At 72.5% G+C, this 26,058-nt stretch carries 25 protein-coding genes and 1 pseudogene; 6 read left to right on the top strand and 20 right to left on the bottom strand.

Translation table 11 applies throughout. The features are described from left to right. Position 1: 1 nt before the first annotated feature. The 4 genes from AQJ58_RS24230 to AQJ58_RS24215 all read right to left on the bottom strand — a co-directional run bounded on the left by AQJ58_RS24230 (position 2) and on the right by AQJ58_RS24215 (position 4,050). Entirely contained in the window at positions 2 to 571 is a 570-nt protein-coding gene (locus AQJ58_RS24230) for a hypothetical protein (protein ID WP_067253329.1), read from the bottom strand. Next, the gene (locus tag AQJ58_RS24225) at positions 547 to 1,581 is read right to left on the bottom strand and encodes an LLM class flavin-dependent oxidoreductase (RefSeq protein ID WP_067253324.1); all 1,035 of its coding nucleotides are present in this window, start codon (positions 1,579 to 1,581) and stop codon (positions 547 to 549) included. Before AQJ58_RS24225 ends, AQJ58_RS24230 begins: the two co-directional genes overlap by 25 nt. A gap of 67 nt (positions 1,582 to 1,648) precedes the next feature. After that, the gene (locus AQJ58_RS24220) at positions 1,649 to 3,154 is read right to left on the bottom strand and encodes a metallophosphoesterase family protein (protein ID WP_067253512.1); all 1,506 of its coding nucleotides are present in this window, start codon (positions 3,152 to 3,154) and stop codon (positions 1,649 to 1,651) included. A gap of 83 nt (positions 3,155 to 3,237) precedes the next feature. Further along, entirely contained in the window at positions 3,238 to 4,050 is an 813-nt protein-coding gene (locus tag AQJ58_RS24215; protein ID WP_067253320.1) for an MHYT domain-containing protein, read from the bottom strand. Between the two features lie 363 nt (positions 4,051 to 4,413). Between AQJ58_RS24215 and AQJ58_RS24210 the strand changes: the two genes are divergently transcribed. Next, complete coding sequence (locus tag AQJ58_RS24210; RefSeq protein ID WP_067253319.1) at positions 4,414 to 6,813, top strand: M4 family metallopeptidase; 2,400 nt, start codon at positions 4,414 to 4,416, stop codon at positions 6,811 to 6,813. Positions 6,814 to 6,877: 64 nt separating this feature from the next. Here the strand turns inward: AQJ58_RS24210 and AQJ58_RS24205 are convergent, their stop codons facing one another. Both AQJ58_RS24205 and AQJ58_RS24200 read right to left on the bottom strand, forming a co-directional pair. Continuing rightward, the gene (locus AQJ58_RS24205) at positions 6,878 to 8,062 is read right to left on the bottom strand and encodes a glycoside hydrolase family 64 protein (protein ID WP_067253318.1); all 1,185 of its coding nucleotides are present in this window, start codon (positions 8,060 to 8,062) and stop codon (positions 6,878 to 6,880) included. Positions 8,063 to 8,200: 138 nt separating this feature from the next. Beyond that, on the bottom strand, positions 8,201 to 8,956 hold the full coding sequence (locus tag AQJ58_RS24200) for a dienelactone hydrolase family protein (protein WP_067253316.1): 756 nt from the start codon (positions 8,954 to 8,956) through the stop codon (positions 8,201 to 8,203). Positions 8,957 to 9,168: 212 nt separating this feature from the next. Here AQJ58_RS24200 and AQJ58_RS24195 point away from each other — a divergent pair, with 212 nt between their 5' ends. Further along, entirely contained in the window at positions 9,169 to 9,663 is a 495-nt protein-coding gene (locus tag AQJ58_RS24195) for a molybdopterin-binding protein (protein WP_159056307.1), read from the top strand. 72 nt (positions 9,664 to 9,735) lie between these two features. Here the strand turns inward: AQJ58_RS24195 and AQJ58_RS24190 are convergent, their stop codons facing one another. Beyond that, a complete protein-coding gene (locus tag AQJ58_RS24190) occupies positions 9,736 to 10,356 on the bottom strand; it encodes an L-threonylcarbamoyladenylate synthase (protein ID WP_067253311.1) in 621 nt (206 codons plus the stop codon). Between the two features lie 22 nt (positions 10,357 to 10,378). After that, complete coding sequence (locus AQJ58_RS24185) at positions 10,379 to 10,972, bottom strand: TetR/AcrR family transcriptional regulator (protein ID WP_067253310.1); 594 nt, start codon at positions 10,970 to 10,972, stop codon at positions 10,379 to 10,381. Positions 10,973 to 11,145: 173 nt separating this feature from the next. Between AQJ58_RS24185 and AQJ58_RS24180 the strand changes: the two genes are divergently transcribed. Further along, the gene (locus AQJ58_RS24180; protein WP_067253308.1) at positions 11,146 to 12,639 is read left to right on the top strand and encodes a helix-turn-helix domain-containing protein; all 1,494 of its coding nucleotides are present in this window, start codon (positions 11,146 to 11,148) and stop codon (positions 12,637 to 12,639) included. Between the two features lie 201 nt (positions 12,640 to 12,840). Here the strand turns inward: AQJ58_RS24180 and AQJ58_RS24175 are convergent, their stop codons facing one another. From AQJ58_RS24175 to AQJ58_RS24130, 10 genes and pseudogenes are all read right to left on the bottom strand, one after another. Then, a complete protein-coding gene (locus AQJ58_RS24175; RefSeq protein ID WP_067253306.1) occupies positions 12,841 to 14,058 on the bottom strand; it encodes a cytochrome P450 family protein in 1,218 nt (405 codons plus the stop codon). After that, positions 14,055 to 15,299 carry a cytochrome P450 family protein gene (locus tag AQJ58_RS24170; protein ID WP_067253304.1) on the bottom strand — a complete coding sequence of 415 codons (1,245 nt, stop codon included), beginning with the start codon at positions 15,297 to 15,299 and terminating at the stop codon, positions 14,055 to 14,057. Before AQJ58_RS24170 ends, AQJ58_RS24175 begins: the two co-directional genes overlap by 4 nt. After that, a complete protein-coding gene (locus AQJ58_RS24165) occupies positions 15,296 to 15,943 on the bottom strand; it encodes a GTP-binding protein (protein ID WP_067253302.1) in 648 nt (215 codons plus the stop codon). Before AQJ58_RS24165 ends, AQJ58_RS24170 begins: the two co-directional genes overlap by 4 nt. Next, a complete protein-coding gene (locus AQJ58_RS24160; protein WP_067253301.1) occupies positions 15,915 to 16,301 on the bottom strand; it encodes a DUF742 domain-containing protein in 387 nt (128 codons plus the stop codon). The genes AQJ58_RS24165 and AQJ58_RS24160 overlap by 29 nt, the downstream gene beginning before the upstream one ends. Further along, complete coding sequence (locus tag AQJ58_RS24155; RefSeq protein ID WP_067253299.1) at positions 16,298 to 16,720, bottom strand: roadblock/LC7 domain-containing protein; 423 nt, start codon at positions 16,718 to 16,720, stop codon at positions 16,298 to 16,300. Before AQJ58_RS24155 ends, AQJ58_RS24160 begins: the two co-directional genes overlap by 4 nt. Next, complete coding sequence (locus AQJ58_RS24150; RefSeq protein ID WP_067253297.1) at positions 16,717 to 18,120, bottom strand: ATP-binding protein; 1,404 nt, start codon at positions 18,118 to 18,120, stop codon at positions 16,717 to 16,719. Before AQJ58_RS24150 ends, AQJ58_RS24155 begins: the two co-directional genes overlap by 4 nt. Before the next feature lie 244 nt (positions 18,121 to 18,364). Next, a pseudogene (locus AQJ58_RS24145) lies at positions 18,365 to 19,225 on the bottom strand (transposase); the annotation flags it as partial. Further along, a complete protein-coding gene (locus AQJ58_RS24140) occupies positions 19,216 to 19,683 on the bottom strand; it encodes a hypothetical protein (RefSeq protein ID WP_067253295.1) in 468 nt (155 codons plus the stop codon). The pseudogene AQJ58_RS24145 and the gene AQJ58_RS24140, both read right to left, overlap by 10 nt. Before the next feature lie 307 nt (positions 19,684 to 19,990). Beyond that, a complete protein-coding gene (locus AQJ58_RS24135) occupies positions 19,991 to 20,359 on the bottom strand; it encodes an ArsR/SmtB family transcription factor (RefSeq protein WP_067253509.1) in 369 nt (122 codons plus the stop codon). A gap of 212 nt (positions 20,360 to 20,571) precedes the next feature. Continuing rightward, the gene (locus tag AQJ58_RS24130) at positions 20,572 to 20,946 is read right to left on the bottom strand and encodes a roadblock/LC7 domain-containing protein (RefSeq protein ID WP_055633293.1); all 375 of its coding nucleotides are present in this window, start codon (positions 20,944 to 20,946) and stop codon (positions 20,572 to 20,574) included. Between the two features lie 220 nt (positions 20,947 to 21,166). On the opposite strand from AQJ58_RS24130, the gene AQJ58_RS24125 reads away from it, so the two are divergent. Beyond that, positions 21,167 to 21,619, top strand: coding sequence for a flavodoxin family protein (locus AQJ58_RS24125; protein WP_067253293.1), 453 nt, complete (start codon positions 21,167 to 21,169; stop codon positions 21,617 to 21,619). Positions 21,620 to 21,626: 7 nt separating this feature from the next. Here AQJ58_RS24125 and AQJ58_RS24120 read toward each other — a convergent pair whose 3' ends face one another. Beyond that, positions 21,627 to 22,079, bottom strand: coding sequence for a hypothetical protein (locus AQJ58_RS24120; protein ID WP_067253291.1), 453 nt, complete (start codon positions 22,077 to 22,079; stop codon positions 21,627 to 21,629). Positions 22,080 to 22,505: 426 nt separating this feature from the next. On the opposite strand from AQJ58_RS24120, the gene AQJ58_RS24115 reads away from it, so the two are divergent. Beyond that, entirely contained in the window at positions 22,506 to 24,776 is a 2,271-nt protein-coding gene (locus tag AQJ58_RS24115) for a M4 family metallopeptidase (RefSeq protein ID WP_067253289.1), read from the top strand. A 117-nt stretch (positions 24,777 to 24,893) separates the two neighbouring features. Here the strand turns inward: AQJ58_RS24115 and AQJ58_RS24110 are convergent, their stop codons facing one another. Then, positions 24,894 to 25,592, bottom strand: a complete 699-nt coding sequence (locus tag AQJ58_RS24110) for a hypothetical protein (RefSeq protein ID WP_067253287.1) — start codon at positions 25,590 to 25,592, stop codon at positions 24,894 to 24,896. Between the two features lie 182 nt (positions 25,593 to 25,774). Here AQJ58_RS24110 and AQJ58_RS24105 point away from each other — a divergent pair, with 182 nt between their 5' ends. Continuing rightward, entirely contained in the window at positions 25,775 to 26,047 is a 273-nt protein-coding gene (locus tag AQJ58_RS24105) for a hypothetical protein (RefSeq protein ID WP_067253506.1), read from the top strand. Positions 26,048 to 26,058: the final 11 nt, after the last annotated feature.

The raw sequence follows: 26,058 nt of genomic DNA, 5'->3' as shown, positions 1-26,058 counted from the left end.
CTCACGGCCCGGGCTCCGCGCGGGCCACGAACGGACGCCCGTCCTGCGGGAGGAACACGAGGAACTCGCGGGTGCCGTGGACCACGCGGGCCAGGCCCAGCCGCCGGCCCGCGCGCACCACGGCCTCGACGAGCGCGCCGCCCTCCGCGATCCGCTCGGGCCGCGCGTGCCGCCGTACCAGCTCCGCCGCCGGCCCGCTGACCCAGAGCCCGACCTGCGCCCCCTGCTTCAGGGCCGCCAGCAGTTCCCCGCGCAGGGGCCCCGGCACCGCGCCCCTGACCCGGTGACCCAGGCGGTCCTCGAGCGTGGGTCCGGGATCTCCGAGCACCCGCACCCGCACCCGGCAGTCCGGGCAGGCCGTGTCCCGGGCCGGGTCGAACGGGCCGCGGTACACCGTGAGCCGGTCATCGGGAATCCCGCACAGGGACGCGCCCTTCGACAGCCCGTGGCCGGTGCCCGGTACGTCGGTCTCCTCGCAGAGCGCGAAGAACGGCCGTCGCCCGGGGCCGGGACGCCACCCGTCCCGTTCCGGATCCCCTATGGCGCTCAGCCGGCCACCGTCGGCCGCCACCCGAGCGCCGGGCCCAGCTTCGTCGCGGTGTCGGTGAGGATCTGCACGTAGTCCTCGTGCTCGAAGGTGAACGGCAGCGCGAAGGCCACCTCGTCGATCTCGCGGAACGCGGCGTGCGCGTGCAGCTGCTCGGCGATCTCCTCGGAGGTGCCGACCAGGTCCGGCGCGAACAGCAGCCGCGCCGGACCCTGCGGGGACCGGGTGCGCGGCAGCCGCTTCGCGGCGAACTCCTCGTACTTGGCGCGCTGCGCGGGCGAGGCCGAGTCGGTGGGGATGACCACGAGCCCCTGCGAGACGCGGGCGGCCTCGCCGTCGGGGTGCGCGGCACGGAAGGCCCGCACGTGCGAGAGCTGGATCTCGGCGAAGTCCCGCGTGTCGTCCGGTCCTTCGGCCTTGACGACACTGCTGGTGAGGAAGTTCATGCCGTGCTCCCCGGCCCACCGCGCCGAGCTGACGCTGCCGCCGCCGTACCACAGGCGCCGCCCGAGGCCGGGGGAGTGCGGCTGCACCCGGTCGGAGAACACCTCGAAGCCCTCGACCCCGCTGAAGTCGCTCGCCGACTTGCCCCGCACCAGGTCCAGCAGCCGCCGCACCCGCTCGTAGCCGAAGTCCTCGGCGTCGGCGGTGTTCGGGTAGAGGGCGTCCTTGACCTGGTCGTAGTGCATCGGCGGGCCGACGCTCACCCCGGGGTTGAGCCGGCCGCCGGACAGGACGTCGACCGTCGCCAGGTCCTCGGCCAGCCGCAGCGGGTTCTCCCAGCCCAGCGGGATCACCGCGGTGCCGAGCTCGATACGGCGGGTGCGCTGCGAGGCGGCGGCCAGGACGGCGACGGGGGAGGAGATGCCGTACTGGAGGTGGCGGTGGCGCACCCAGGCGCTGTCGAAGCCGAGCCGCTCGCCCAGCTCGATGATCTCCAGCGTGGTCTCGTGCCCCGGCCGCGGGTCGTCCCCGTCGAACAGCCCGATGGTGAGAAACCCCAGCTTGCGCAGCGGGCGTGAGGTGGGCGGCACGGGATCCTCCAGCGGTCGTACGAACGTACTCCCCCGATTGTGGCAGCCGAACATTGCGGGCGTGTGATCAGACGAGCGGGATGACCACCTCGTCCTCGACCGGGGGGTTCAGTTCCTGGGCGTGGTTGCCGGTGGCCGCGTGGCAGCGCAGGCGGATCGACTCCGGGGTGACGTCCAGGCGCAGGAAGCTCTTGAAGAACGGCGGGCTGTACGTCGCGGAGCCCGGCGAGAACAGCTGGGTGTAGATCTTGCGCACGGGGAGCCGCAGGCGCCGCCGCCGTTCCGGGCGGCGCCCGGTGCCCAGCAGGCCCGCGATCAGCCGGATCCGGCGGGTGACCCGGACCTCGGGCCCCGGGGCGCGGGTGGCCGGGATGCCGAGCCGTTCGGCGATCACCGCCTGGGCCTCGGCCTCGCTGAGGGAGAAGAGGCGGCGCAGCCCCAGCCGGCGTCCGTAGAGCCGGCTGTAGAAGGCGAGGGAGTCGCCGCGCAGCGGGTAGCAGCGGAAGTCCCGCTCGCAGACGCCTGCGATCGAGACCCGGGGGATGGTGTGTGTGGCGTGCATGAAGGCCCCGCCGCCGCCCGAGACGACGTACTGGAGGGTGCGGCCGTCCGCCAACGGTACGGGGTAGCGCTGGTAGTTGTGGATGTCGCCGCCGATCGCGGCCACATAGCGGTGCTCCGGGGCGCGGACGATGTCGTCCACCGTCCCGCCGCCCTCGATGGGGCAGGGGTGGTGCTCCCCGTCGACGTAGAGCGGCGAGCCGGTGACGAGTATCTTCGGCCGGGGCCCCCGGGACACCTCGCGCAGCCAGGCGCCCTGCACGGCGTCGAGGGTGCCCAGCAGACCGGTGTCGATACCGACGATCCGCACCGGGCCGGCGTCGATCGCCCAGTACGGCCCCGGCTGCACGGCGAGTTGGTCCGCCGCCGACCGTGACGTCCGTGCCTCGTCGAGGTGTTGTCCGTCGTGCGGGCGCGGCCGGTGCCACAGCCGGGAGCGCAGCCAGGCGCGGGTCAGTGGGCGCGGCGCGGGCTCGGCGGGCAGCGGCGGGGCGTCGTCGCAGAAGACCCGCATGAACCCGCCGAGGTCCTCGTACCAGTCGTGGTTCCCCGGTATCGCGTAGACGGGCGCGCGGTAGTCCCGGTACGGGCGGAAGAACTTCGTGGCGTAGTCGTCCGCGCTGCCGACCGGGTAGATGACGTCGCTGGCGAGGACGGTGAAGGCGGTACCCTGACCGACCTTCAGAAAGCCCGGCACGACGGCGTACTGGGAAGCGTCGCCCTCGCCCGTGTCGCCGATGACCATGAAGGAGAAGTGGTCGGGGTCGGAGCGCCGGATCACCTTGTCTGCGGGTGCCCCGGCCGCCTGCCGTTGGGCGACCCACCGGTCGCGGGTACGGCCCGTGGGGTCCCCGAACCAGGAGGCCAGCACGCCGTTGCGGGCGGCCCACAGCATCCGTGGATCGAACCAGGAGATCTTCTCGACCCGGCCGGGCATCAGCGCACGGTAGGCGCCGGGTTCCGCCTCGCCCCAGCCGGCGCCCGCGGCGGTATCACGTGAGGAGTCAGACACGCGGTGCACCGTAGCAATCCGTCACCCGGCGCCGTGCGCCACGTACGGCACCGAGGGCCGCAGTTCGTCGTCGCCCGGGCCGCTCACCCCCCGCTCCACGACCGGCTGACCTGCCGCTTCGGGGGATCGGCCCGCTCGTCCGGAGTGGGCCGGTTCCACTCGCCGTCGCCGAGCACCAGCAGTGGGTCGAACATCACCACCACACCCGCGAGGACCAGGAAGATCACCGGTCCGATCAGCATCGGCAGCAGCAGCGAGGTGGGCGAGTCGCCGGCCCGTGACGACGTCGTGCCGTGCACGTGGACGCCGACCGCGGCCATCGCCGTGTAGTGCATCCCGGAGACGGCGAGGCCCATCACCAGGCTGGCGCCGAGGCTCGTCAGGAAGCCGCGGACCGTGACGGCCGCCCACAGCGCGGCGGTGGCCGCGCCGACCGCGATCAGCACCAAGAGGGCGACCAGGAGCGGGTCGTACACGAGGGTGCCGTCGAGCCGCGTCGCCGCCATGCCCAGGTAGTGCATCGCGGCGACGCCCAGACCGGTGAGGGTGCCCGCGAGGGGCAGCGCGCCGCGGCCCGCGTCCGGGCGGCCGACGAGGAACACGCCGACGCCGACCACACCGACCGCGACGGCGAGGCTGAGGACGGTCGGCCACACGTCGTAGCCGATCCGGGTCTCCCGCACCCGAAAGCCGATCATCGCGATGAAGTGCATCGTCCAGATGCCGCAGCCGATCGAGGTGGCCCCCAGCACCAGCCAGCCCGTCCGGAAGGAGTCCTTGTCCATCAGCGACCGCACGATGCAGCGCAGCCCGAGGGCCCCTCCCAGGCACGCCATCAGATAGGCCGCCACCGGTGTCACGAGCCCGTACCGGAAGCCGTCAATCGTGCCTTCCATCGGCAACTCCCCCCAGAGTCACGGTTGTTCGTGGAGGATTGTCTACGTGTAAGAGTGGGGTGAGGGCAAGCGGACCCGGCGTGTCGCACCGGACGGACAGGGCGCGCACAGCCCGCTCACCGTCGGGCAGGGGGGGACGGTCCCCGTCGGGCCCGGCACCGAGGGATAACCCTCGAAGCGCTCGCTCGGGCTGACATGTAACGGTCAAGCCTGTCATTCTCCCTCCCAACTGCCGCACACCAGCGGCAGGACACCCCCCACGCAGTCGCACGGTCCCGCACGACTCAGCTCGTCCCGGACAGCACAGCCGTCTGCCCGGTCTGTCACCGGCCGTACCCCGCGGCCGCCGCAGTAGGAGAACGAGTGAGACCCAACCCCCGCAAGCGGACCGCGGTCGGAGCGGCCCTGCTCTCCACCACCGCCCTTCTGGCCCTCGGCGTCCAGTCGGTCCCGGCAGCCGCGAAGCCCGCAGCGCCCCACCCCACCCCCCTGCGCAGCGGCGGCCTCGCCGCCGACGTCACGCCCGCGCAGCGCACCGCGCTCATCAAGGGCGCCCAGGCGAAGACGGAGCAGACGACGGAGTCCCTGGGCCTGCCCGCCGGGACGAAGCTCGTCGTCAAGGACGTCGTCAAGGACAACGACGGCACTGTGCACACGCGTTACGAGCGCACGTACGCGGGACTGCCCGTCCTCGGCGGTGACTTCGTGGTGCACACGCCCCCGGCCTCCCTGGCCGCCGGCACGGTGAGCACGACCTTCAACAACAACCGCCGCGCCATCTCGGTCAAGTCGACCGCGGCGACGTACAGCAAGGCCTCCGCCGAGACCAAGGCCCTGAAGCGGGCCGCGGCGCTCGACGCGACGGCCCCCGCCACCCAGAGCGCCCGCAAGGTGATCTGGGCCGGCGAGGGCACGCCGAAGCTCGCCTGGGAGACCGTGGTCACCGGCCTCCAGGACGACGGCACACCGAGCCGGCTGCACGTCATCACCGACGCCCTGACCGGAGCGAAGCTCTCCGAGTTCCAGGACATCAAGACCGGTACCGGCAACAGCCAGTACAGCGGCACGGTCACCATCGGCACCACGCTGTCCGGGTCGACGTACCAGCTGAACGACACCACGCGCGGCGGCCACAAGACGTACACCCTCAACAACGGCACGTCGGGCACCGGCACCCTGATGACCGACACCGACGACACCTGGGGCACGGGTTCCGGCTCCAACACCCAGACCGCTGGTGTCGACGCCCACTTCGGCGCCCAGGTCACCTGGGACTTCTACAAGAACACCTTCGGGCGCAGCGGCATCAAGAACGACGGCGTCGCCGCCTACTCCCGGGTGCACTACAGCTCGTCGTACGTCAACGCCTTCTGGGACGACGACTGCTTCTGCATGACGTACGGCGACGGCTCCGGCGGCACGCACGCGCTGACCTCGCTGGACGTGGCCGGCCACGAGATGAGCCACGGTGTCACCGCCAACACCGCGGGCCTGAACTACTCGGGCGAGCCGGGCGGTCTGAACGAGGCCACCTCGGACATCTTCGGCACGGGCGTGGAGTTCTACGCGAACAACTCCTCCGACGTCGGCGACTACCTCATCGGCGAGAAGATCGACATCAACGGCAACGGCACCCCGCTGCGCTACATGGACAAGCCCAGCAAGGACGGCAGCTCCGCCGACAGCTGGTACTCCGGCGTCGGCAACCTCGACGTCCACTACTCCTCGGGCCCGGCGAACCACATGTTCTACCTGCTCTCCGAGGGCAGCGGCACCAAGACCATCAACGGCGTCACCTACAACAGCCCGACCTCCGACGGCGTCGCCGTCGCCGGCATCGGCCGGGCCGCGGCGCTCCAGATCTGGTACAAGGCGCTGACGACGTACATGACGTCCACCACCAACTACGCCGGCGCCCGCACCGCCGCCCTGAACGCCGCCGCGGCGCTCTACGGCTCCAGCTCCACCCAGTACGCCGGGGTCGGCAACGCCTTCGCGGGCATCAACGTCGGCAGCCACATCACGGTCCCGTCGACCGGCGTCACGGTCACCAACCCGGGCAGCCAGTCCACCACCGTCGGCAGCGCGGTCAGCCTGCAGATCTCGGCCTCCAGCACCAACAGCGGCACGCTGAGCTACGCCGCGTCCGGTCTGCCCACCGGGCTGTCGATCAGCTCCACCGGTCTGATCTCGGGCACGCTGACCACGGCCGGCACCTACAGCACCACCGTCACGGTGACCGACTCCACCGGCGCCACCGGCACCGCGTCCTTCACCTGGACGGTCAGCTCCTCCGGCGGCGGATCCTGCACCTCCACCCAGTTGCTGGGCAACAACGGCTTCGAGTCCGGCAACACCACCTGGACGGCGACGAGCGGTGTCATCACCAACTCCAGCAGCCAGGCGGCCCGTACCGGCTCCTACAAGGCGTGGCTCGACGGCTACGGCTCGACCCACACCGACACGCTGTCCCAGTCGGTGACGATCCCGAGCGGGTGCACCAACACCACCTTCACCTTCTACCTCCACGTCGACACGGCCGAGACCACCACCAGCACCCAGTACGACAAGCTGACGGTCACCGCCGGTTCGACCACCCTGGCCACGTACTCGAACCTCAACGCGGCCTCCGGGTACGTCCAGAAGTCCTTCAGCCTCGGCTCCTACGCGGGCTCGACCGTGGCGCTGAAGTTCAGCGGCGTCGAGGACTCCTCGCTCCAGACCAGCTTCGTCATCGACGACACCGCCGTGACGACCGGCTGATCCGCGCCACCCGACACCGACGTCCCGCACGCGGGGGGAGCCCGCGTGCGGGACGTCGTCGTGGTCAGGAGAGCGGATCGAGCGTCAGATACGCCTCGCGCGGTGAGCCGTCGTGGACGAGGGACTCCTGCTGCCCCACGTCGTCGAAGGCGAAGGCGTACGCCTTCCCGTCGGCCGTCCGCGCGTGGATCGCGCGGGCGTAGTGGTTGGTCACCGCGTCCTGGTAGAAGTCCGCCGGGGTCGTGTCCGGCTGTGCGGGCTCGACCAGGAGCGTCGACCGGTTGAAGCCCGCGCACAGGGTGCGGGAGATCGGCCCGCGCACGGCGTCGTTCGGCGCGTCCAGCCGTCCGTGGCAACCGAAGACGCCGGCCGCGTCCGGCTTCTGGAAGCTGGTGACGACCGCACCCGAGGTGTCGGTGAAGTTCATGACCCCGCCGGAGACCCGGCCGTAGTACCTCGTGCCGGGCTGATCCGCGAACGGCGTCACGGTGAGCGTCGTGGTCGTGTACTTCTGCCAGACGCGGTTGACGTAGTCGTCCATCACGGTCGCCGGAAGGACCCCGGTCTCCACCCCGTACAGCGGCGAGAGCGCGCGCAGGACCGTGCCGTCGGAGCGCGTCCGGATCAGGTTCGCCCAGCCGCCCGGCTGACCGCGCAGCGCCGTGAAGACCCCGTTGTAGCCGCCCGTCCTGAGGTGGCCGGTAGTGACCGTGCTGCCGTCGGCGCGCCGCACGCCCACCGCGTACGGCGCGGAGAACATGTCGACCTGGGTGCTGTTCAGCCAGAGCCCCGAGCTGTCGAGCGTGTACTCCGACCAGTTGAAGAGGATGTCCTGGTTGGGGTCGGTCGGGTTCTGCACGGCCGGCTGCACCAGCCCGCCGGTGGTCAGCCGGAACACGAGCTTGCGGCCGTACGAGAAGTAGATCCGGCCGGAGAACCTGGGGATCCGCACGGTCGTCGACCGGCCGGCCGCCGGACCCGGGATCGAGGCGTCCGGCGCAGGGGTGGGCGGGTCGCCGCCGGCGGGCCAGGCGTGGAAGCCGCCGTTCGCGTCCGCCCAGCCCTGCTGACCGGTCGTCAGCGAGGTCCCCAGGTTGTAGAGGTAGAGGGCCTCGCCGCGGCCCGAGTCGTTGGTGATCGTGAGCGGGATCGTGTCGGGGACGGCGGCTGCGGCCGGTGGCCCGAGGGTGAGCAGCGCGCCGAGTAACGCGACCGTCCCGAGCAGTGCCGTGCTGATGCGGGTGAGCACTCTCCACCTCCGGGAGACCGGTGGGGTTGGTCCAGACCTGTTCTGAGAGCGCTCTCACAGGGGCACCATGGGTGTGCCCATGTCAACGGAGGTGCGGAAAAGAGGGCGCCCGGGAACGGTCCGGGCGCCCTCCGCGGTTCAGAAGGTCCGCTTCAGCAGGTCCAGCAGCGCCACCCAGTGCCGTTCCGCCGCCTTCTCGTCGTACGCCGAGGTGTCGGCCTGCGTGTAGCCGTGCTGCGCGCCCTCGTAGACCTCGTGGGTGTGCCGCACGCCGGCCGCCGTCAGGGCGTCCTCCAGCCGCTGTATCTGCTCGGGCGGCAGGGAGTGGTCGTTGTCGGCGTGCCCGAAGTACACCTCGGCGGTGATCCGGCCGGCCACCAGGTGGGGGCTCTCCGGGGTGTCGGTGGCGAGGCCCCCGCCGTGGAAGCCCGCCGCCGCGGCGACCCGCTCGGGGTGGGTGCCGGCGGTCAGCAGGGAGAGCCGCGCGCCCATGCAGTAGCCGGTGAGTGCGACCGGGCCGTCCGCGACCAGCGGGCTCTCCTCCAGCCAGCGCAGATAGGCGTCGGCGTCCCGCGCCGCGAGGTCGTTCGTCAGGGACTGCATGAGCGGCATCAGGCTGCCGAAGATCTCCGGCCGCGCGACGGGGTCGATGAACTCCGGCATCTCCACCACCGGGGCGCGTCCGTGCCGGTAGAACACGTTGGGCACGAGCACCGCGTAGCCCGCCGCGGCGAGCCGGTCGGCCATCGCCTTGAGGTGCGGGCGCAGGCCGAACGCGTCCTGGTAGAGCAGCACGCCCGGCCGGGGCGCCCCGTCGCCCGGGTGGGCGACATAGGCGTCCGCGACGCCGTCCTCGGTGGTGATGTCCACGGCTGTGCCCTGTACGGAGGTCATGGGGGGGGGTGCCTCTCTGCGCGGTCGAACGGGGGCTGCGGGACTCATCGTTGCACGCACCACCCACCCCCCGGCGAGGCACCCCGTCCCAGGGCCGTTGCCGTTCCGTTGTCGAGCGGTCCAGGCCCGGTCACAAGGCGACTGCACCCTCGTGGACCGTGATCATGTACAGCCTCCCCGCAGCCCTTTCCGAGTGCGGACAGGTGATCAGCATGTCCGGGTCCCCCAGTAGAGGCCTACGCGTGGCGGCGGTGATCGCCATGGCCGTCGTGCTGGCCGCGACCGGCACACCGGTCATGACCCAGACCTTCGCGGCGGCCGCCGACGACCGGGTGTCGGTCGCCCCGGACGGCTCCGTCGCCGGCACCGACGGGCACACCCTTGTCGTACCCGGCGACCTGCCGCTCATCGTCACCTGCACCGGGGGCGGCACACCCTCCGCGAGCGGCTCCCGCGTTCCGGGGCACCGGGGCGCCCTTCCCGGTTGGGGGGGCGCGGCCGACCGGCGGACCGTGCAGAAGCTGACGTTCGAGGTGTCGTACGGCGAGGGCGGGACCTGGGCGCCGGCGCGGACCGTGCACGGCGACCGACCGGCGCCGAGACACCCCGCCGAGCCGGGCACCGTCTCGCTGCGCGCCAGGCTGACCGACCGTGACGGCAACACCCTGGTCCAGACGGTGGACCGGGCCTGCCTCACCGTCCGGTAGGGCGCAGGACCGCCCGGCGTGTCCGGAACCGTCCGCGACCGGGGCCCGTCTTCCGCGTCCCCGGCCGCGGGCTCACTCGAACCGTGAGGTGTCCCCGGCGCCGTGCCGCACGATCACCGTCTCGCCCTCGGAGAAGTCGATCACCGTGGTCGGCTCGGTGCCGCAGTCCCCGGAGTCGACCACCCCGTCCACCACGTGGTCGAGCTGGTCCTTGATCTCCCAGCCCTGGGTCATCGGCTCGTCCTCGCCGGGCAGCAGCAGGGTGCTCGACAGCAGCGGCTCGCCGAGCTCGGCGAGCAGGGCCTGGGTGACGACGTGGTCGGGGATGCGGACGCCCACGGTCTTCTTCTTCGCGTGCTGGAGCATGCGCGGCACCTCCCGCGTGGCGGGGAGGATGAAGGTGTAACTGCCCGGCGTCGACGCCTTGATCGCGCGGAACACGTCGTTGTCCAGCCGCACGAACTGCCCGAGCTGGGCGAAGTCCCGGCACACGAGCGTGAAGTGGTGCCGGTCGTCCAGTTTGCGGATGGACCGGATCCGGTCGATGCCGTCCTTGCTGCCCAGTCGGCAGCCCAGCGCGTAGCAGGAGTCCGTCGGGTACGCGATCAGCGCGTCCTCCCGGATGGCCTGCGCGATCTGTGCGATGGTGCGCGGCTGGGGGTTGTCGGGGTGCACGTCGTAGTACTTGGCCATTGGCCGAGCTTATCCGTGGGCCTCAGGGTGCGGGCCGGCCGAGCAACCGCACCCAGCTGTCCGTGAGGAGGTCCAGCGCGGTCTCCGGCTCGCTCTGCCAGCCGTGCCGCATCCACTGCCGGGCCAGCCGGTCGAGCTGGGCGAGCGCCAGGAAGCCGCGCATGCGCCGGGAGCCCGGATCGAACCGGCCGGCCCCGTCGAGTGCGGCCCGGACATCGGTGACCAGCTCGTCGAACCGGCCCTCGACCAGCTCGCGCACCTCCGCGTCCACGGCCGCCGCCTCCTCCGCGGCCAGGACGTACGGCCGGATCGCGGACCAGCGCTCCGCCGAGGTCGCCAGCCAGGCCGCGATGCCGTCCCGCCCGCCCTCGCGCACCACGTCGACGAGGTGCTCGGTGTCCTCGGCGGTCAGCTCCGCAAGCTCGGCGCAGAGGGCGGTCATCAGGGCGGTGCGGGAGGGGAAGTGCGCGTAGAAGGTCACCCGGGTGGTGCCCGCGGCCCGCGCGATGTCGTCGACCGTCGTCCCCGCGTAGCCGTGCTTCCCGAACAGCTCCAGGGCCGTCGACAGCAGCAGCCGACGGGTCATCTGCTTCTGAGCGGCACGCAGCTGGGCCACGGCCCCATCGTACGGCGCGGGCGACCGAGTCTCACGTCCGCATTGCGTCCTATGTTTGACCTGTCCCGGTATCCCGCCGGGCTCGGGCCCGAGCCCGGCGTGAGGTAACGTCCCCGACCGAAATCACTGGTCACGGCCCCGAGCAGGCCGGATGGGACGAGGAGAGCGCGCGCATGACCGGCCGGGACGACGGGAACCGCCACACCGACGCGACGGGCGGCGCGGACTCCTCATGGGCGCAGGAACTGCTCGACCAGCTGCGCCCCGCCGGGTCCGGTGTCCGGCGGATCGTCGCCTGGCTGGCCACCACCCTCGACGCGACGGTGTCCCTGCTGGACCGCTGCGGCGAGCCGCTCGCCGGGGAGCGGATGCCGCTGGACGACGACCTGTTCGGCGACCTCGTCTGCGGCCGCCTCGCCTCCGCCGCCTGGGAGGGCGACGGCCGCCGTCTGCGGCTCGTCCGGGTCGAACGGCCCGGCCCCGGCACGGCCGCCGTCCTCGTCGTCAGCCGGACCGCCCCCTTCGACCGGCGCGCCGCCGAGATCCTCCGGCGCGCCGCGAGCGTCCTGGAACTGCTGCTGCGGGCCCAGCAGACCGTGGCCACCGGCGACCGCCTCGCCCGCGCCACCGCCGACCTGCGCCTGGCGATCCTGCAGCTGCTCATGGTCGAGGACATCGTCGCCGCCCGCCGGGTCGCCGCCGGGCTCTGGCCCGGCCTGCTCGACACCGAGACCACATGCGTCTACGTCGTGGAGACCAGCCCCGCCGACCGCGACCGCCTCGCCGACGCCTGCGTCGAGGCCACCCGCGACGAGGCCCTCGTCGTCCGCTGCCCGGCCGTGGACGGCCATGTCATCGTCGTCGTCCCCGACGACACCACGGCCGCCGCCCTGCGCACCGTGTGCGAGCGCACCCCCGACGCCCTGCTCGGCGGCAGCGCCCGGCAGCGCCTCGCCGGCACCGCCACCGCCTACGGACAGGCCGTCAGCGCCCTGGCCGTCGCCCGCTTCCGCCCCGACCACACCGCCGTCTACGCCGAGCGCACGCACCCCGAGCGCCTGATGGACCCGGACGTCCTGCGCTCCTGGAGCACCCGGCTGCTGCGCCCCCTCGACACCCTCCCGCACCACACCCGGGCCGAACTGCTCGCCACCACCCGCCTCGGACTGGAGTTCACCGCGGTCAGCGCCGCGAAGGTGCTCGGCGTCAGCCGCAACACCGTCCGTGCCCGAATGGAACGGGTCGAGAACCTGCTCGGCACCGACTTCTCCGACCTCACCGTCCGGGCCACCGTCCACCTGGCGCTCAACACGGAAGTCGCCCTCACCGAGGGCACCACGGTCCGGCCGGACGCCCCCGCCCGGCTCGGCGACCTGCTCACCGGACCCGCCCTCGGTACCTGGGCGCGCGAACTGCTGGCCCGCCTGGACACCGACGCCCGCGATCTGCGCCGCACCCTGCGCGCCTGGCTCGCCGCCGGCGGCAACGCCGAACGCGCCGCACAGCTGCTGGGCGTACACGCGCAGACCGTGCGCGAGCACGTCCGCAGCGCCGAACCCGTCCTCGAACGCCAGCTCCTGGCCTCCGGCAGCGACCTCTACGAGGTCGTCCTCGCGCACCTCGCGACCCGCGAACTCGACCAGCCCGACCTGCGCCAGGACCACTGACGGGCCGTCGGACCGGCCGGGTCCCGTCCGGGTCCCGGATGGGGAATCGGGCCATCCGGACTCATCTGTGCACAACTGAGTCCTCGGCGCCCGCGAACGGGCACCGCCACGATTCACATCCCCGTCCCGCGGCACGTAGGTTCGAGGTACCGCGGGGGTGCGACCGGCACGGGGGTCTGGTCGCAGCCCCCGCGGTCGTCCTCAGCCGCGCAGCCGGACCGGGATCTCCTGCCAGCCGAACGCGATGAACGACGGCACCTGCTCCAGCTTCCCGTCGGCCGCGCTCAGCTCGGGGAAGCGCTCGAAGAGGGTGCGCAGCGCGATCGACGCCTCCATCCGGGCCAGCGGCGCCCCGATGCACCGGTGCACCCCGATCCCGAACGACAGGTGGTCCTCCGCCGCCCGCGTCGCGTCGAACACGTCCGCGTCCGGTCCGTAGTGCTCGGGATCCAGGTTCGCCGCGGCGTACGTCGTGATGATCGCGTCCCCGGCCGGGATCGTCACCTCGCCGACCTTCAGATCGCTCACCGCGAACCGCAGCGGCAGCGAGGCGATCGACGGGTGCGCCCGCAGCGTCTCGTCGATGACCGCGTCCCAGGAGATCTCCCCGGCGCGCACCGCCGCCAGCTGCTCGGGCCGCCCCAGCAGCGCCACCACCGCGTTCCCGACCAGGTTCACGGTCGTCTCGAACCCGGCCCCGATGACCAGCAGCAGTGTGTACAGCAGCTCCTCGTCGCTGAGGCGGTCCCCCTCCTCGTCGCGCACCCGGATCAGCTCGGTCGTCATGTCGTCGCCCGGCTGCTCCGTCTTGTGGGCGATCAGCCCGCCCAGGACCGTGCCGATCCGCTCCTGCACGAACGCGGCGTGCTCCGGGCTCGTGTTCGAAGTGTCCATGAGCGCCGCTATCAGCCGGCCGACGGCGTCCCGCATCCCCTCCGGCACCCCGAACAGCTCGCAGATGATCCGCATCGGCAGCGGATGCGCCAGCCCGGCCTTCAGGTCCACCACCTCGCCGCCCCGTTCCAGGTCGTCCAGCAGCTCGGCGGTGACGGCCTCCACCCGCTCCCGCAGCGCCTCGGTGCGCCGGTGCGTGAAGCTCGGCGCCACCAGCTTGCGCAGCCGGGTGTGGTCGGCGCCGTACGTCGACAGCATGTTGACCACCCCGACCCAGCCGAGGATCCAGGCCCAGGAGGGGTGCTCGCCGAGCTCCGGCCACAGCCGCCAGTGCCGGCGCGGGTCCTTGCTGACCTCGGGGTCGAGGATCAGCTGCTTCAGCGTGTCGTACCCGGTGGGCGCCCAGGCGGGGATGCCGCCGGGCAGCTCGACGGGCACGACGGGCCCGAGGGCACGCAGCCGGGCGCTCTCGGCGGTGATGTCGGCGCCGAGCGTGTCGAGGGCGATGCGGTCGGTCACGGTCACGAGGACACTCCTGGCTGGTCGGAAGAGGGCGAGAGGGGGCTGAAACGGACGGGCAGGGCGGTCAGCGAGCGATGGAACGGCCCGGGTCGCCAGGACAGCCGAGCCCGGGGCAGCACCGGGTCCAGGTCCGGCAGCCACTGGGTGAGCTGTTCGATGGCCTCCGTGACGAGCAGCAGCGTGTGCTGCTTGACCGGACAGGCGTGTGCGCCCGCGCCCCAGGACAGGTGCGAGGCGTCGTTCGGATGCCGGCCGTCGGTGACCCCCTGCTCCGAGAAGTGCCCGAGCGCCCCGTACGACACCACGACGGGTACCGCGTCGCGCAGCCACACCCCGTGGAAGGAGACGGGTCTGCGCGCGTAGTAGACGCCGTAGTTGGCCAGCGGCGTCTCGTGGTGGAGCACCTCCACCACCGCGTCCAGCACCGGACGCGCGCCGCTGGTGAGGGTGGAGTAGTAGGCCGGGTTGCCGAGGATCCGGGACAGGGTGTTGGACAGCAGGTTCGCGGTCGGCTCGTAGCCGGCCCCGAGGGTGAGGAACACCTGCCAGGTGACCTCCTCGCGGGTGAGCCGGGCCGGATGCGCCAGCAGCCGGCTCGGCAGGTCGTCCCCCGGCGTCCCTGCCTTGGCGGCGATCAGCTCCAGGACGTACTGCGCGTACTGGGCCTCGCCCTCGGCGGCCTGCGCGCCGCCCTCCATCATCTTCCCCAGGCTGTCGTTGAGCCGGTCGCCCTCGTGGTCGGGCAGCCCGAACAGGTCGTTGAGCACCAGCGCCAGCAGCGGCCGCGCGAAGTCCCCCACCAGGTCCGCCTCGCCCAGCGGACCGATCCGGTCCGCGAGCAGCCGTACCGCGCGGTGCACCCGGCCGCGCAGATCGTGCGGCTCCACCAGGTCGAACACATCGATCAGGGTGGTGCGGTAGCGGACATGGGCGGCGCCGTCGGAGAACAGCGCGTTGGGCCGCCAGCGCATCATGCCGAGCACCGGTGAGTCGGCCGGGACGGTCGTCTCCCAGGCCCTCGGGTCGTGCGAGAACGTCTCCTCGTCGTGCAGCACGTCCAACGCGGCCCGCCGGTCCGTGACCACGTACGCCGGCACCCCGGGCGCCAGCTCCGCCCAGCCCACCGGGCCCTGGGCGCGCAGCGCGCCGTAGTAGTGGCGCGGGTCCGAGGCGAAGCCCTCCTCCCACAGGCGCACCGGCGCCGAACGCGAGAAGTCCCGCCGGTCCGCGGGATAGGTGGTCACGGGGTCTCCACCGGGTCTCGGGTGAGCAGATGGTCGACCAGCGCCAGTAACGCGTCGATCGAGGAGTTCGCGTCCCGGGCGTCGCAGGTCACCATCGGGGTGTCCGCCTCCAGGTCCAGGGCCCGGCGCAGCCGCTCCACCCCGTGGTGCCGGGGCGCGTCCGGGAACTCGTTGAACGCCACCGCGTACGGCAGTCCGCTCTCCTCGACCAGCCCCAGCACGTCGAAGGAGGCGTCGATACGGCGGCTGTCCACCAGGACCAGCGCGCCCAGCGCCCCGTAGGCGATGTCGTCCCACAGGGCCCGGAACCGCTCCTGTCCGGGCGTGCCGAACAGATAGAGCACCACCCCGCCGGGCAGGCTGACCCGGCCGAAGTCGATCGCGACGGTCGTCGTCGTCTTGTCCCGCACCCCCGCCAGATCGTCCACCTGCGCGGACGCCTCGCTCAGATGCTCCTCGGTGTGCAGCGGCCGGATCTCCGACACGGAGCCGATCAGGGTCGTCTTGCCCACTCCGAACGGCCCCGCGACGAGGATCTTCACCAGGTCGCGGGCGGTGTCGGGAAGATGGACGCGATCCGTCTCGCCGGGCGCGCCGGTCGTGCCTGAGGGTGCGCTAGTCGTGCTTGAGGGCGCGGAGGCCATCGGCCACTCTCTTCAGCAGGTCGGGGTCGAACCGCCCGGCGGGCGGGATGGGCGGCCGGGCGAGTACCAGGTGCCGGTCTTCGAGCTCGGCCGCCAGCACCCGCACCGCGGACACCGGGAGCCGCAGCAACGCCGCCGCCTCCACCACGGCCAGCGAGCCGCCCTCCAGGGCTTCCAGCAGGGCGAGTCCGGCGGCGGGCAGTACCTCGGGCAGTCCGTCGGGGGTACCTCGGGGCAGCGGATCGCCGGTGAGGGCGAGCACCGTCAGCCGCTCCATGTGCGGGCGGCTGGGCCGGGCCACGCCCCCGGTCGACAGATACGCGGGGACCAGGGGGCGGCCGGCCGGGCGTCCGGTCATGCCGGAGCGTTGTCGTCGGCTCCTCTGGGCGCGGCCGCCATGGCCTTCTCTCCCAGTCGCGCCACCTGGGAGTGCACCCGGTGCGCCAGCAGGTCGAGGCGCGCCTCGACACCGCCGTACGCGGCGACACAGGTGCCGTGGTCCGTCGGCACGATGAGGACGTACCCGTGGTCGGACTCGATGACGATCTGCCGGACCTCCGCCCGTTCCCGGTCGGCGAAGGCGGCCGAGGCCGTCCGGCACGCCCCCTGTACGGTGCTGGTGATGGCGGCCACCCGTTCGGCCGACGGCTGCGACAGCGCGTCGGTGTACCCCGTCACGAGGCCGTCCCGGGTGAGCATGACGGCGGCCACCACGTGCGGCACCTGCAGGATCGGCTCCAGCACCCATGCGGTGTCGCCCGTGTCGCGGCTGGTCATCGGGCCGCTCCTCCTTCTGCGTGGTCGGTCTGGTCGGTCTCGTCTGTGGCGTCTGTGCCGTCTCCGGCCACCTGCCCGGTGGCCGGCTCGTCCGCGCCGGAGCGGGCCGCCGCGGTGCCGGACTGAAGCGCGCCGAGTGCGGCGGCGGCCTCCTCCGGACGGCGGGCCGGCCGGACGGCCGCGGAGTCCTCGGCCACGGCCGCGCGGGAACGGCGACGCCGCTGGGGCAGGCCGTCGGCGTCCCGGGAGCCGTGGTGCCCGGCGGGCTCCGCGTCCTGGTTCTCCGTTCCGTACGTGTGGGAGGGCGAGGTGCGTTCAGGGGCCGTCCGGCGCGTGGTGCGCGGGGCGCTGGCCGCCGGGGGCCGCTCCTCGGGGTCGATCCTGCTCAGCAGATGGCTCTCGACGCGCAGCACCGCGCGCACCCCGCCGTAGGGGGAGGCCGAGGAGACGTCGACGCCGAGGTCGAACTGGCGGGTGAGGCGGCCGATCGCGGCCAGTCCCATGCGCGGCGGATCGCCCAGCCCGGTCAGCAGGATCGGCTCGTCGCCGGCCACCAGCCGCTGGGCGCGCTCGCGTTCGTCGCGGGTCATGCCGAGGCCCGCGTCGTCGACGGTGACGCACACCCCGTGGTGGACGTGCTCCAGGCCGACCACGACGTCGGTGTCGGGGGAGGAGTGGCGCAGCGCGTTGTCGAGCAGTTCGGCGACGATGATCGCGACCGGCTCCACGGCGTGCGAGACGAGGGCGGTGCCGGGCTCCAGGTGGTTGTGGACCCGCACCCGCTGGTACCCCGCGAGCCGGGCCTGGCCGCCGGTCACCGCGTCCACGACGTGGGACTCCTCGCGGGCGAGCCCCACCCAGGCCCCGCAGACCACCGCGGTGACCTGGGCGCGGCGCAGCGACTGCTCGTTCTCGTGGTCGAGCCGGAACAGGGTCTGGGCCAGCTCCGGGTCGTCGTAGCGCTGCTGCAGCACGCGCAGGGCGTCCTGGAGGCGGTACAGGGCCGCCTGGATCTCCCGGGTGGCGCCGCGCATCCCGGCCTGCGCGGCGGCGTCCACCCGGGTGCGCTGCGCGAGCACCTCGGACTGGAGCGCGAGGAGCACGTTCTCCAGGGCGATGCCGAGCGGGGTGCCGACGGTCAACGGCTGCAACGGGCCCGGGACGTCGAGGTGCCGATGGGCCACCTGGCGGGCGGCGGCGGGTACCCGGTGCGCCGCCAGATGCTCGACCTCTGCCGTGAACGCCCTGACGGTTCCGTCGAGTCGGGTGCGCAGGGCGGCTGTCTCGGCCTGCGCGTGGGCGCGTTGCCTCCGGGCCCGCAGCAGGCCGCCGCCGAGGGCGAACGCGGACAGTGTGCCGACGGTCAGACCGCCGGCCACCAGGTCCGGTAATTCGATCATCGATTCGGGTTCCAGTGGTTCCAGAAAGGGGTCGCATCGGGGTTCTCGCAGCACAGTACACACCGTCATCGGCCGCTCTTGCCCGGTTGGGCGAGAGTTCAGCGCGAAACCGACCGGCTTCTGTTCGGTTCTGCGCCGAGTGCCTGAAATGCCGTTGCCCATAAGTGAGTTGAAAACGGGGAGCGATCCCTGTTCCTGGCGGCGGCCGGGTGTCGCTGTCGCGAAACACGCCCTAGAAGATCGATTGCAGGGCCTGGCGGGCGTCGCCGGTGGAGTAGGCGGTGTCGCCGAAGACGTCCAGCGAGTCGTCCTCCTCGGCGAGGAGGTCCAGGCCGACGGCGGCCTCGTGGTGCTCGGCTCCGGCGCCGGGCCGCAGGGCGACGGCGGTGTATAAGCCCGTCTCGGGCTCGACGGCCAGGTGGGCCTTGAAGCCGTCCTGCCGGCGGGAGCGGGTCTTGTGGACGTGGCGGGCTTCGGGATCGACGGTGGAGACCACCCGGCCAGGGGCGGTGCCCCGGGTGATGCGCCGGCGTCCGTCGCGGCCGTCGGAGTCCTCGGCCGGCTCGACGTCCTGGCCGGCGACCAGGGCAAGGATGCCCACCGCGTTGGCTGCCTTCTCGCCGAGTTGCTGTTCGGGCAGGTGGCCCAGCAGCCGCAGGGCATCGGTGACCAGCGTGTCGACCAGAGCGGCGCGGGCCTGCTCGTCGTTCCAGGCGATGCGGGGCTTGCCCGGGTCGCTGTAGTCGTGCGCGGTGCACTGCGCAGCGGCGACCGCGTCCGCGCCGGGGACCTCACGGATCACCGCCCGCACGGCGGCGATGATCTGGGTGACGGTGTCCTGGGTGGCGACCGCGTCGTCCAGCACGGTGGAGTCCAGCGCCCTGCGGTGCTTGCCCTTGAGGACACCGGTGGCCTTCACGACCTCGCGCACGGCCTCGAAGATCCGGTTCGGGCGGGCGGAACGGGCCAGCCGGCGGCGGAAGTAGGCCAGCAGCGACGGGTCGAACGCCATGTCGTGAAGGCCCAGCCCGCAGGCGGCCTTCCACCGCAGGTCGCACCGCAGTTCCTGGACCGTCCCGAAGTCCGACAGCCCTTCTAGTCCGCGCCGACCGGCGTCAGTACGGCAAGGGTGCCGTTGGCCTGGCGCAGGGCCAGTTCCAGTGTGACGGGCGCGTGCAGGGCGCCGGTGCCGTCCGGTGGCACGAGCCACTCCAGGAACCGGGCCGGCCGGTACGGCGGGGGCACCGCGACCCAGGAGCCCCGGCGGGCGTGCCGCAGCCCGGCCCCGATCCACCGGCTGCCCGGGTCTGGCGGCAGGAAGAAGCCCACCCGGTGGGCCGCGGTGTCCACCAGGGTCGGCCCCGGTACCGGCAGTGCGGGCTGCCACAGCAGGTCCAGCGTGAGCAGGCCGAGCCGGTCCGGGACGCTCAGCACGTCCCAGTACCGGCCCGCCTGGAGCAGGGCGATCCCGTCGCCCTGGTCCCACTCGCGTTTGCAGACCCGAGGGTCCCTCGCCGCGGCGGAGAGCCACTCCACGCCGCGTTCCCACATCGCATCGCTCATCGTCCGGCTCCGTGTGCTGTCCCCAGGACCCGGCGACGGACCAGCGCGGCACCGGGCAAGGCCGTCGGCCGCACTGTGCCGACTCGGCACATGCATGCTGGTAGACATTTCTCCCTGGCGGAAGGGGTGGCGGACCGTGGCGTTTTGGTCTGTTTCGTTCGAATGGCGCTCTGGTGTTCGGTCGGGAGCCGGTGGTCCCGGTGGTCGTTCTCCAGGGGCAGCCCGAACAGGTCCACACCGTGGTCGCCGCTGTTGGGTGTGCGGATGACGGTGTGGATGTGCTGCCGGGAGCAGGGCGAGGCCCGGCTCACACCCGTCGGCCACCGCCCTGCGGCACCGGCAGCGGCGGGTCCGCCTGGCGCAGCTCGGCGAGCAGCTCGTTCTGGCCCGCGAGGAGTTCGGTGAGGATCCGGCGGGCCGCCCGCAGCAGTTCGGCCACGTCGCCGCCGGCGAGCGCGTAGCTCACCGTCGACCCCTCCCGGATCGACACCACGATCCCGGAGCGGCGCAGCACGGCCAGCTGCTGGGACAGGCTGGACGGCTCGATCTCGATCTCGGTGAGCAGGTCCCGTACGGGGACGGGGCCGCCCTGCAGCAGTTCGAGGACCCGGATGCGCACCGGGTGGCCGAGCATGCGGAAGAACTCGGCCTTGGCCTGATAGAGGGGGACCTGCATGGTCAATCGCTCGCTCCTGCCGCGTTCGCCGGATGGGCCCGCCCGCGCGGCGGCCCGGCGTCGTACGCCGCCGCGCGTGGTCCTGCGTCGGGATCCCGCTCCGATCCTCCTGGTTGGAGGCTCCGCACACCCGTGTGATGCGTTGATCTGGATGTGTCGAGATGAAGAAATCTTCAATTCGTGGGCATGCGGAGCCGGGGACCGTGGAGTCGCTACACCTCGATCTCGTTCTCGATGCGCTTGAGCTGGTGGCGGGCCATGGCCAGGTTGGAGCGCTCCCGGTCCAGGACGAGATAGATGAACAGCCCGCTGCCGGTACGGCCCTTGACGAGCCGGATGAGGTGGTACTGGCTGCCCAGGGTGATCAGGATGTCCTCGATCTCGCCCTTCAGGCCCAGGTGTTCCATGGTGCGGACCTTGGCCCGGATCACATCGGTGTTGCCCGCGGCGGCGACGGCCAGGTCGAGGTCCTTGCCGCCGCCCATCGTGCCCAAAGCCATCCCGCTCGTGTAGTCCACGACGGCGGCCCCCATCGCGCCCTCCACCGCGGTCATCATCTCCTTGAGAGAGATCTCCACATTCGCCATGGCGCTCCTCCTGCCGGTTGCACGGGCCCGGACTCCTCCGGTCCCGCTGGTGCATCCGAACGTACGGACCGCGTGCGCCATGAGGGCCGCGTGCTCCGGGACTGGCCCAAGGACGTTCGAAACACGAAGGTCCGCGCGACTTTTTGACCACTGAAGGGTGAGGGTTGACCGGGTGCCCCGCGCTTGCGGTGGGCCGGCCCGGCGGGCAGGGTTCGGTGGCGTGGCCACCTTGCTGATCGTTCATCACACCCCGTCCCCCCACTGCCAGGCGATGTTCGAGGCGGTGCTCTCGGGGGCGACCGACCCGGAGATCGAGGGGGTACGGGTCGTGCGGCGGGCCGCCCTCGCCGCCACCGCCTCGGACGTCCTCCAGGCCGACGGCTATCTGCTCGGCACGCCCGCGAACCTCGGGTACATGTCGGGCGCGCTCAAGCACTTCTTCGACCAGGTCTACTACCCCTGCCTCGACACCACCCGGGGGCGCCCCTTCGGCTACTACGTCCACGGCGGCAACGACGTCACCGGCGCCGTGCGCGCCGTCGGGACCGTCACCACCGGACTGGGCTGGCGCAGCGCTGCCGACCCGGTCACCGTCACCGGGGAACCCGGCAAGGCGGACCTGCGGGCCTGCTGGGAACTGGGCGCGACGGTGGCCGCCGGCCTGATGGAGTGAGCGGGGCTCAGTTCCAGAGCGGGTAGGTCACGACCCGCGGGAAGTGGTCCGGCCTGGCCCCGGTGTAGGTGAGGGTCATCCGGCTGTAGTGCTGCACCCGCGGGTGCTTCTTCCACGGCTTGGGATGGTCGAGCTTCACCTTCACGGCGTACGGGTGGAAGTGCCCGGCCGCGCAGTACGGGACGCAGTCGTTGACCACGTTGACCCCGCTCGCCCGTGCCGTCCGCGTGCCCCAGTGGCTCCAGTGCAGCGAGGTCAGCCGGCTGTTGCCGTCGCCGCAGGCCAGCACGAAGGCGCCGGGCCGGACCTGCGGGTGCCAGAAGCAGTCCACCAGGACCGGCACGGCCACCTGCCGCGACCCGGCCGACGGCGCGCCCGGTGTGGCCGAGGCGGTGCCGATCGCCGCGGTCAGTCCCAGCGCCGCACAGAGCATCACCGCTGTCCTCGTGACGTGTCGCATGTCGGCTCCCGCCCACCCGTCCCGGGACCGGGTGCGTCCCGGGTAGTTCGGTACCGACCGTACGACGATGCGCGCTGTACGACCACTCGAACGGAGCAGTGGCGACCCGTTCGGCGCAGCGCGCCGCGCGGCGTGCGGCTGAAAATCTTCGGTCCGCGGGCCGAATGCCCAGCCCGGCATGGTCATTTCCGGCCGAAGTTTTGACATTCCCATGACAAAGCTGTGCACTCAGTGCCACTCTGCTGCGGTCATTCACCGTTCCTTCACACCCCCCTCATGAGGTGGATGCCCGACCACCCCCCACTCCCTCACCCCCCACCTCCTTCCACCCGCCAGTCGTGCAGCGCTCCGGACCGGCCCATCCCGTCGGTCCCACCCCCCATCGGCCCCCACCAGAGGCCGACCGTCGCACCGAAGGAGAACCCGTTGCCCCGGCGACACCATGCCACCCCCCGGCGCAGACGCGCCTCGCTCATCGCCCTCACCACCGCCGGCACCCTGCTCACCCTCGGGATGCAGACCGGCGCCGCCTCCGCGGCACCCACCGACCCCCGCCCCGGCAGGATCACCGCCACGCCCCGGGCCGGCGCCGAACCGACCGCCCTGTCCCCGGCCCGCCGCGCCTCGCTCATCAAGAGCGCGCAGACCGCCGCCGGCACGACCGCCCAGCGGCTCGGCCTCGGCGGACAGGAGAAGCTGGTCGTCAAGGACGTCATCAAGGACGCCGACGGCACCACCCACACCCGCTACGAGCGCACCTACGCCGGGCTGCCCGTCCTCGGCGGTGACCTGGTCGTGCACGACAAGGGCGGCCGCACCACCGTGACGAAGGCGAGCGGAGCCACCCTGAAGGTGCCCTCGCTGACCCCGAAGCTCTCGGCCTCGAACGCCACCGGCAAGGCGCTCGCCGCCTCGAAGAAGGCCGACGTCAAGGGCTCCGAGACCGAGAAGGCGCCCCGGCTGGTCGTCTGGGCCGGCACCGGCAGGCCCGTCCTGGCCTGGGAGACGGTCGTCGAGGGCGTCCAGGAGGACGGCACCCCGAGCGAACTCCAGGTCGTCACCGACGCCACCACGGGCAAGCAGATCATGGCCGCGGAGAAGGTGCACACCGGCACCGGCACCGGCCAGTACGTCGGCACGGTCCCGCTCGGCACCACCCAGTCGGGCTCGACGTACCAGCTCACCGACCCGGGCCGCGCCGGGCACAAGACGTACGACCTCAACCAGGGCACCTCGGGCACTGGGACGCTGTTCACGGACGACAACGATGTCTGGGGCAACGGTCTGCCGTCCAACCGCCAGACCGCCGGTGTCGACGTGGCCTTCGGCGCCGCCGCCACCTGGGACTACTACAAAGAGGTTTACGGTCGCAACGGCATCCGCAACGACGGGGTCGCCGCCTACAGCCGGGCCCACTACGGCAGCTCCTACGTCAACGCGTTCTGGCAGGACAGCTGCTTCTGCATGACGTACGGCGACGGCTCGGGCAACACCCACCCGCTGACCGCCCTCGACGTGGCCGCCCACGAGATGAGCCACGGCGTCACCGCCGCCACCGCCAACCTCACCTACTCCGGCGAGTCCGGCGGCCTGAACGAGGCGACCTCGGACATCTTCGCCGCGGCCGTCGAGTTCTACGAGAACCTCCCGGCCGACCCCGGTGACTACCTCGTCGGCGAGAAGATCGACATCAACGGCAACGGCACCCCGCTGCGCTACATGGACAAGCCCTCCAAGGACGGCTCCTCCAGCGACAGCTGGAGCTCCACCCTGGGCAGCCTCGACGTCCACTACTCCTCGGGCCCCGCGAACCACTTCTTCTACCTGCTCTCCGAGGGCAGCGGCGCCAAGACGATCAACGGCGTCTCCTACAACAGCCCGACCTCCGACGGCCGGCCCGTGACCGGCATCGGCATCACCAACGCCGCCGCGATCTGGTACCGGGCGCTGACGACGTACATGACCTCGTCGACGAACTACGCCGGTGCCCGCACCGCCACCCTGTCGGCCGCCGCCGACCTCTTCGGCGCCTACAGCCCGACCTACCTCGCCGTCGCCGACGCCTGGGCCGGCATCAACGTCGGCAACCGGATCGCCCTCGGCGTCAACGTCGCCCCGATCGCCGACCAGACCAGCGGCATCGGCCAGGCGGTCAGCCTCCAGGTGGACGCCTACACCACCAACTCGGGCGCCGGCCTGACCTACGAGGCCACCGGACTGCCGGACGGGCTGAGCATCAGCCCGAGCGGTCTGATCTCGGGCACGCCGACCACCCTGGGCACCGGTGACGTGACCCTCAAGGTCACCGACAGCACGGGGGCGTCCGTCACGGACACCTTCAGCTGGCGGATCGCGTACATCTACGCCAACGCCACCCGGGTCGACATCCCGGACAACGGCCCCGCCGTCGAGTCCCCGGTCACCATCACCGGCCGCGACGGCAACGCCTCCGCCACCACCTCGGTCTACGTCAACATCGTCCACACCTACCGCGGTGACCTGACGGTCGACCTCGTCGGCCCGAACGGCACGGTCTACTCGCTGCTCAACCGCAGCGGCGGCTCCGCCGACAACGTCGACCAGACCTTCAGCGTCAACGCCTCCGCCCAGCCGCTCAACGGCACCTGGAAGCTGCGCGTCCAGGACCGCGCGTCGATCGACGTGGGCTACATCCAGAACTGGCAGCTGACGCCCTGACCCGGATCGTCCCCTGACCCCGGGCGGCCCGGCCGCCCCGGGGCCGGGGGACGGCTCCCCGACCACCGCCGCCCCGGGCCCCCGAGGGTCCGGGCGGCGGTGGTCGTGCCGCCCCGCTCACCGCTGGGGAGAGGCGTCCGCCGCGAGCTGGGCCAGCGGGGTGCCGCCCGCCCACAGCAGCAGCCGGGGGCCGTCGATCAGATAGGTGTGGCCCTGGCGCGCGGCCCACACCTCGTCGCGGTGGGTGAACGTGCCCCGGTGCACCACGAGCCGCAGCGCCGGAGCCGCCCAGCCGCGCGCCGCCGGCCGCGTCCGGCAGGAACAGGCCCCGTCCTCGTCGGGCAGCGGTTCCGCCACCGGACGGAACGCCACGTCGAGCACCCGCCCCCGGCCGTCCCGGGCGGCGAGATGCAGCACGTCGTGGCGCGGCGGCGGCAGCACCCGCCAGCCGTCCCGCCGCAGCATCCGGGCCACGGCCACCACCAGCGCCGGCATGTCCAGCTCCGCCAGCTCCAGCGCGGTGTAGCGACCGCCGCGCCGCCGGGCGTAGGGCCGCGAGCGGCGCCGCAGCGCCGCACCGGCGACCGTGCACACCGCCAGGACCGGGACGCAGGCCCAGGCGCCGAACCGGCGGGAGACCAGCACCAGTCCCACGACCAGCGCGCACACGGCCACGATCAGCAGGGCCAGCGCGGGCAGCACCTCCCGTAACCGGGGCCCGTCCCGGCCCGCCGCCCGCAGCTCCCGCACCGCGCGGCGCCGCCGGTCCCGCCCCGACCCGCCCTCCGGTAATCGCGCCCGCCCGCCTGCCGTCACGGTCGTCCCCCAGCCCGTACGCCCCGATGTGCGAGTGAGAGGGGGCTACCCGTCGACGCGCCACCGATGCGGCGAACGCTCCCGTGCGCCCCCGTGCGCCCCGCGTTCCGGCCCGGCCCGCGAGCCTTTCCGGGGCCCCGTCCGGCCGGGCGTTGTCAGTGGGGCGTGCCAAGCTGCTGGTCATGGACGAGGCTGAGTTCTTGCGGGGCCGGGTGTACGGCGCCGATCACGACGACGCGGGCCCCCGCCCGGACCGTGCGTACGCCGAGCTGGTGGGCGGCCCGCTGGACGGCCTGCTGCTCGACGTCACGGACCGCGCCGACCAGGAGCCGGGCGAGGTGGAACTCACCACGGAGATAGGCCGCTACGGCCCCGGCGGCCGCACCCTGTACGCACGGCGCCCCACCGACACCACCCGCTTCGACTGGCGCGGCGACGCTCCGGGTACCCCCTGAAGGCCGGTGCC

The organism is Streptomyces sp. DSM 15324, from assembly GCF_001514285.1.
In the GTDB taxonomy this organism is placed as follows: Bacteria; Actinomycetota; Actinomycetes; order Streptomycetales; family Streptomycetaceae; genus Streptomyces.
This window is presented reverse-complemented; position numbering and strand designations above follow the sequence as displayed.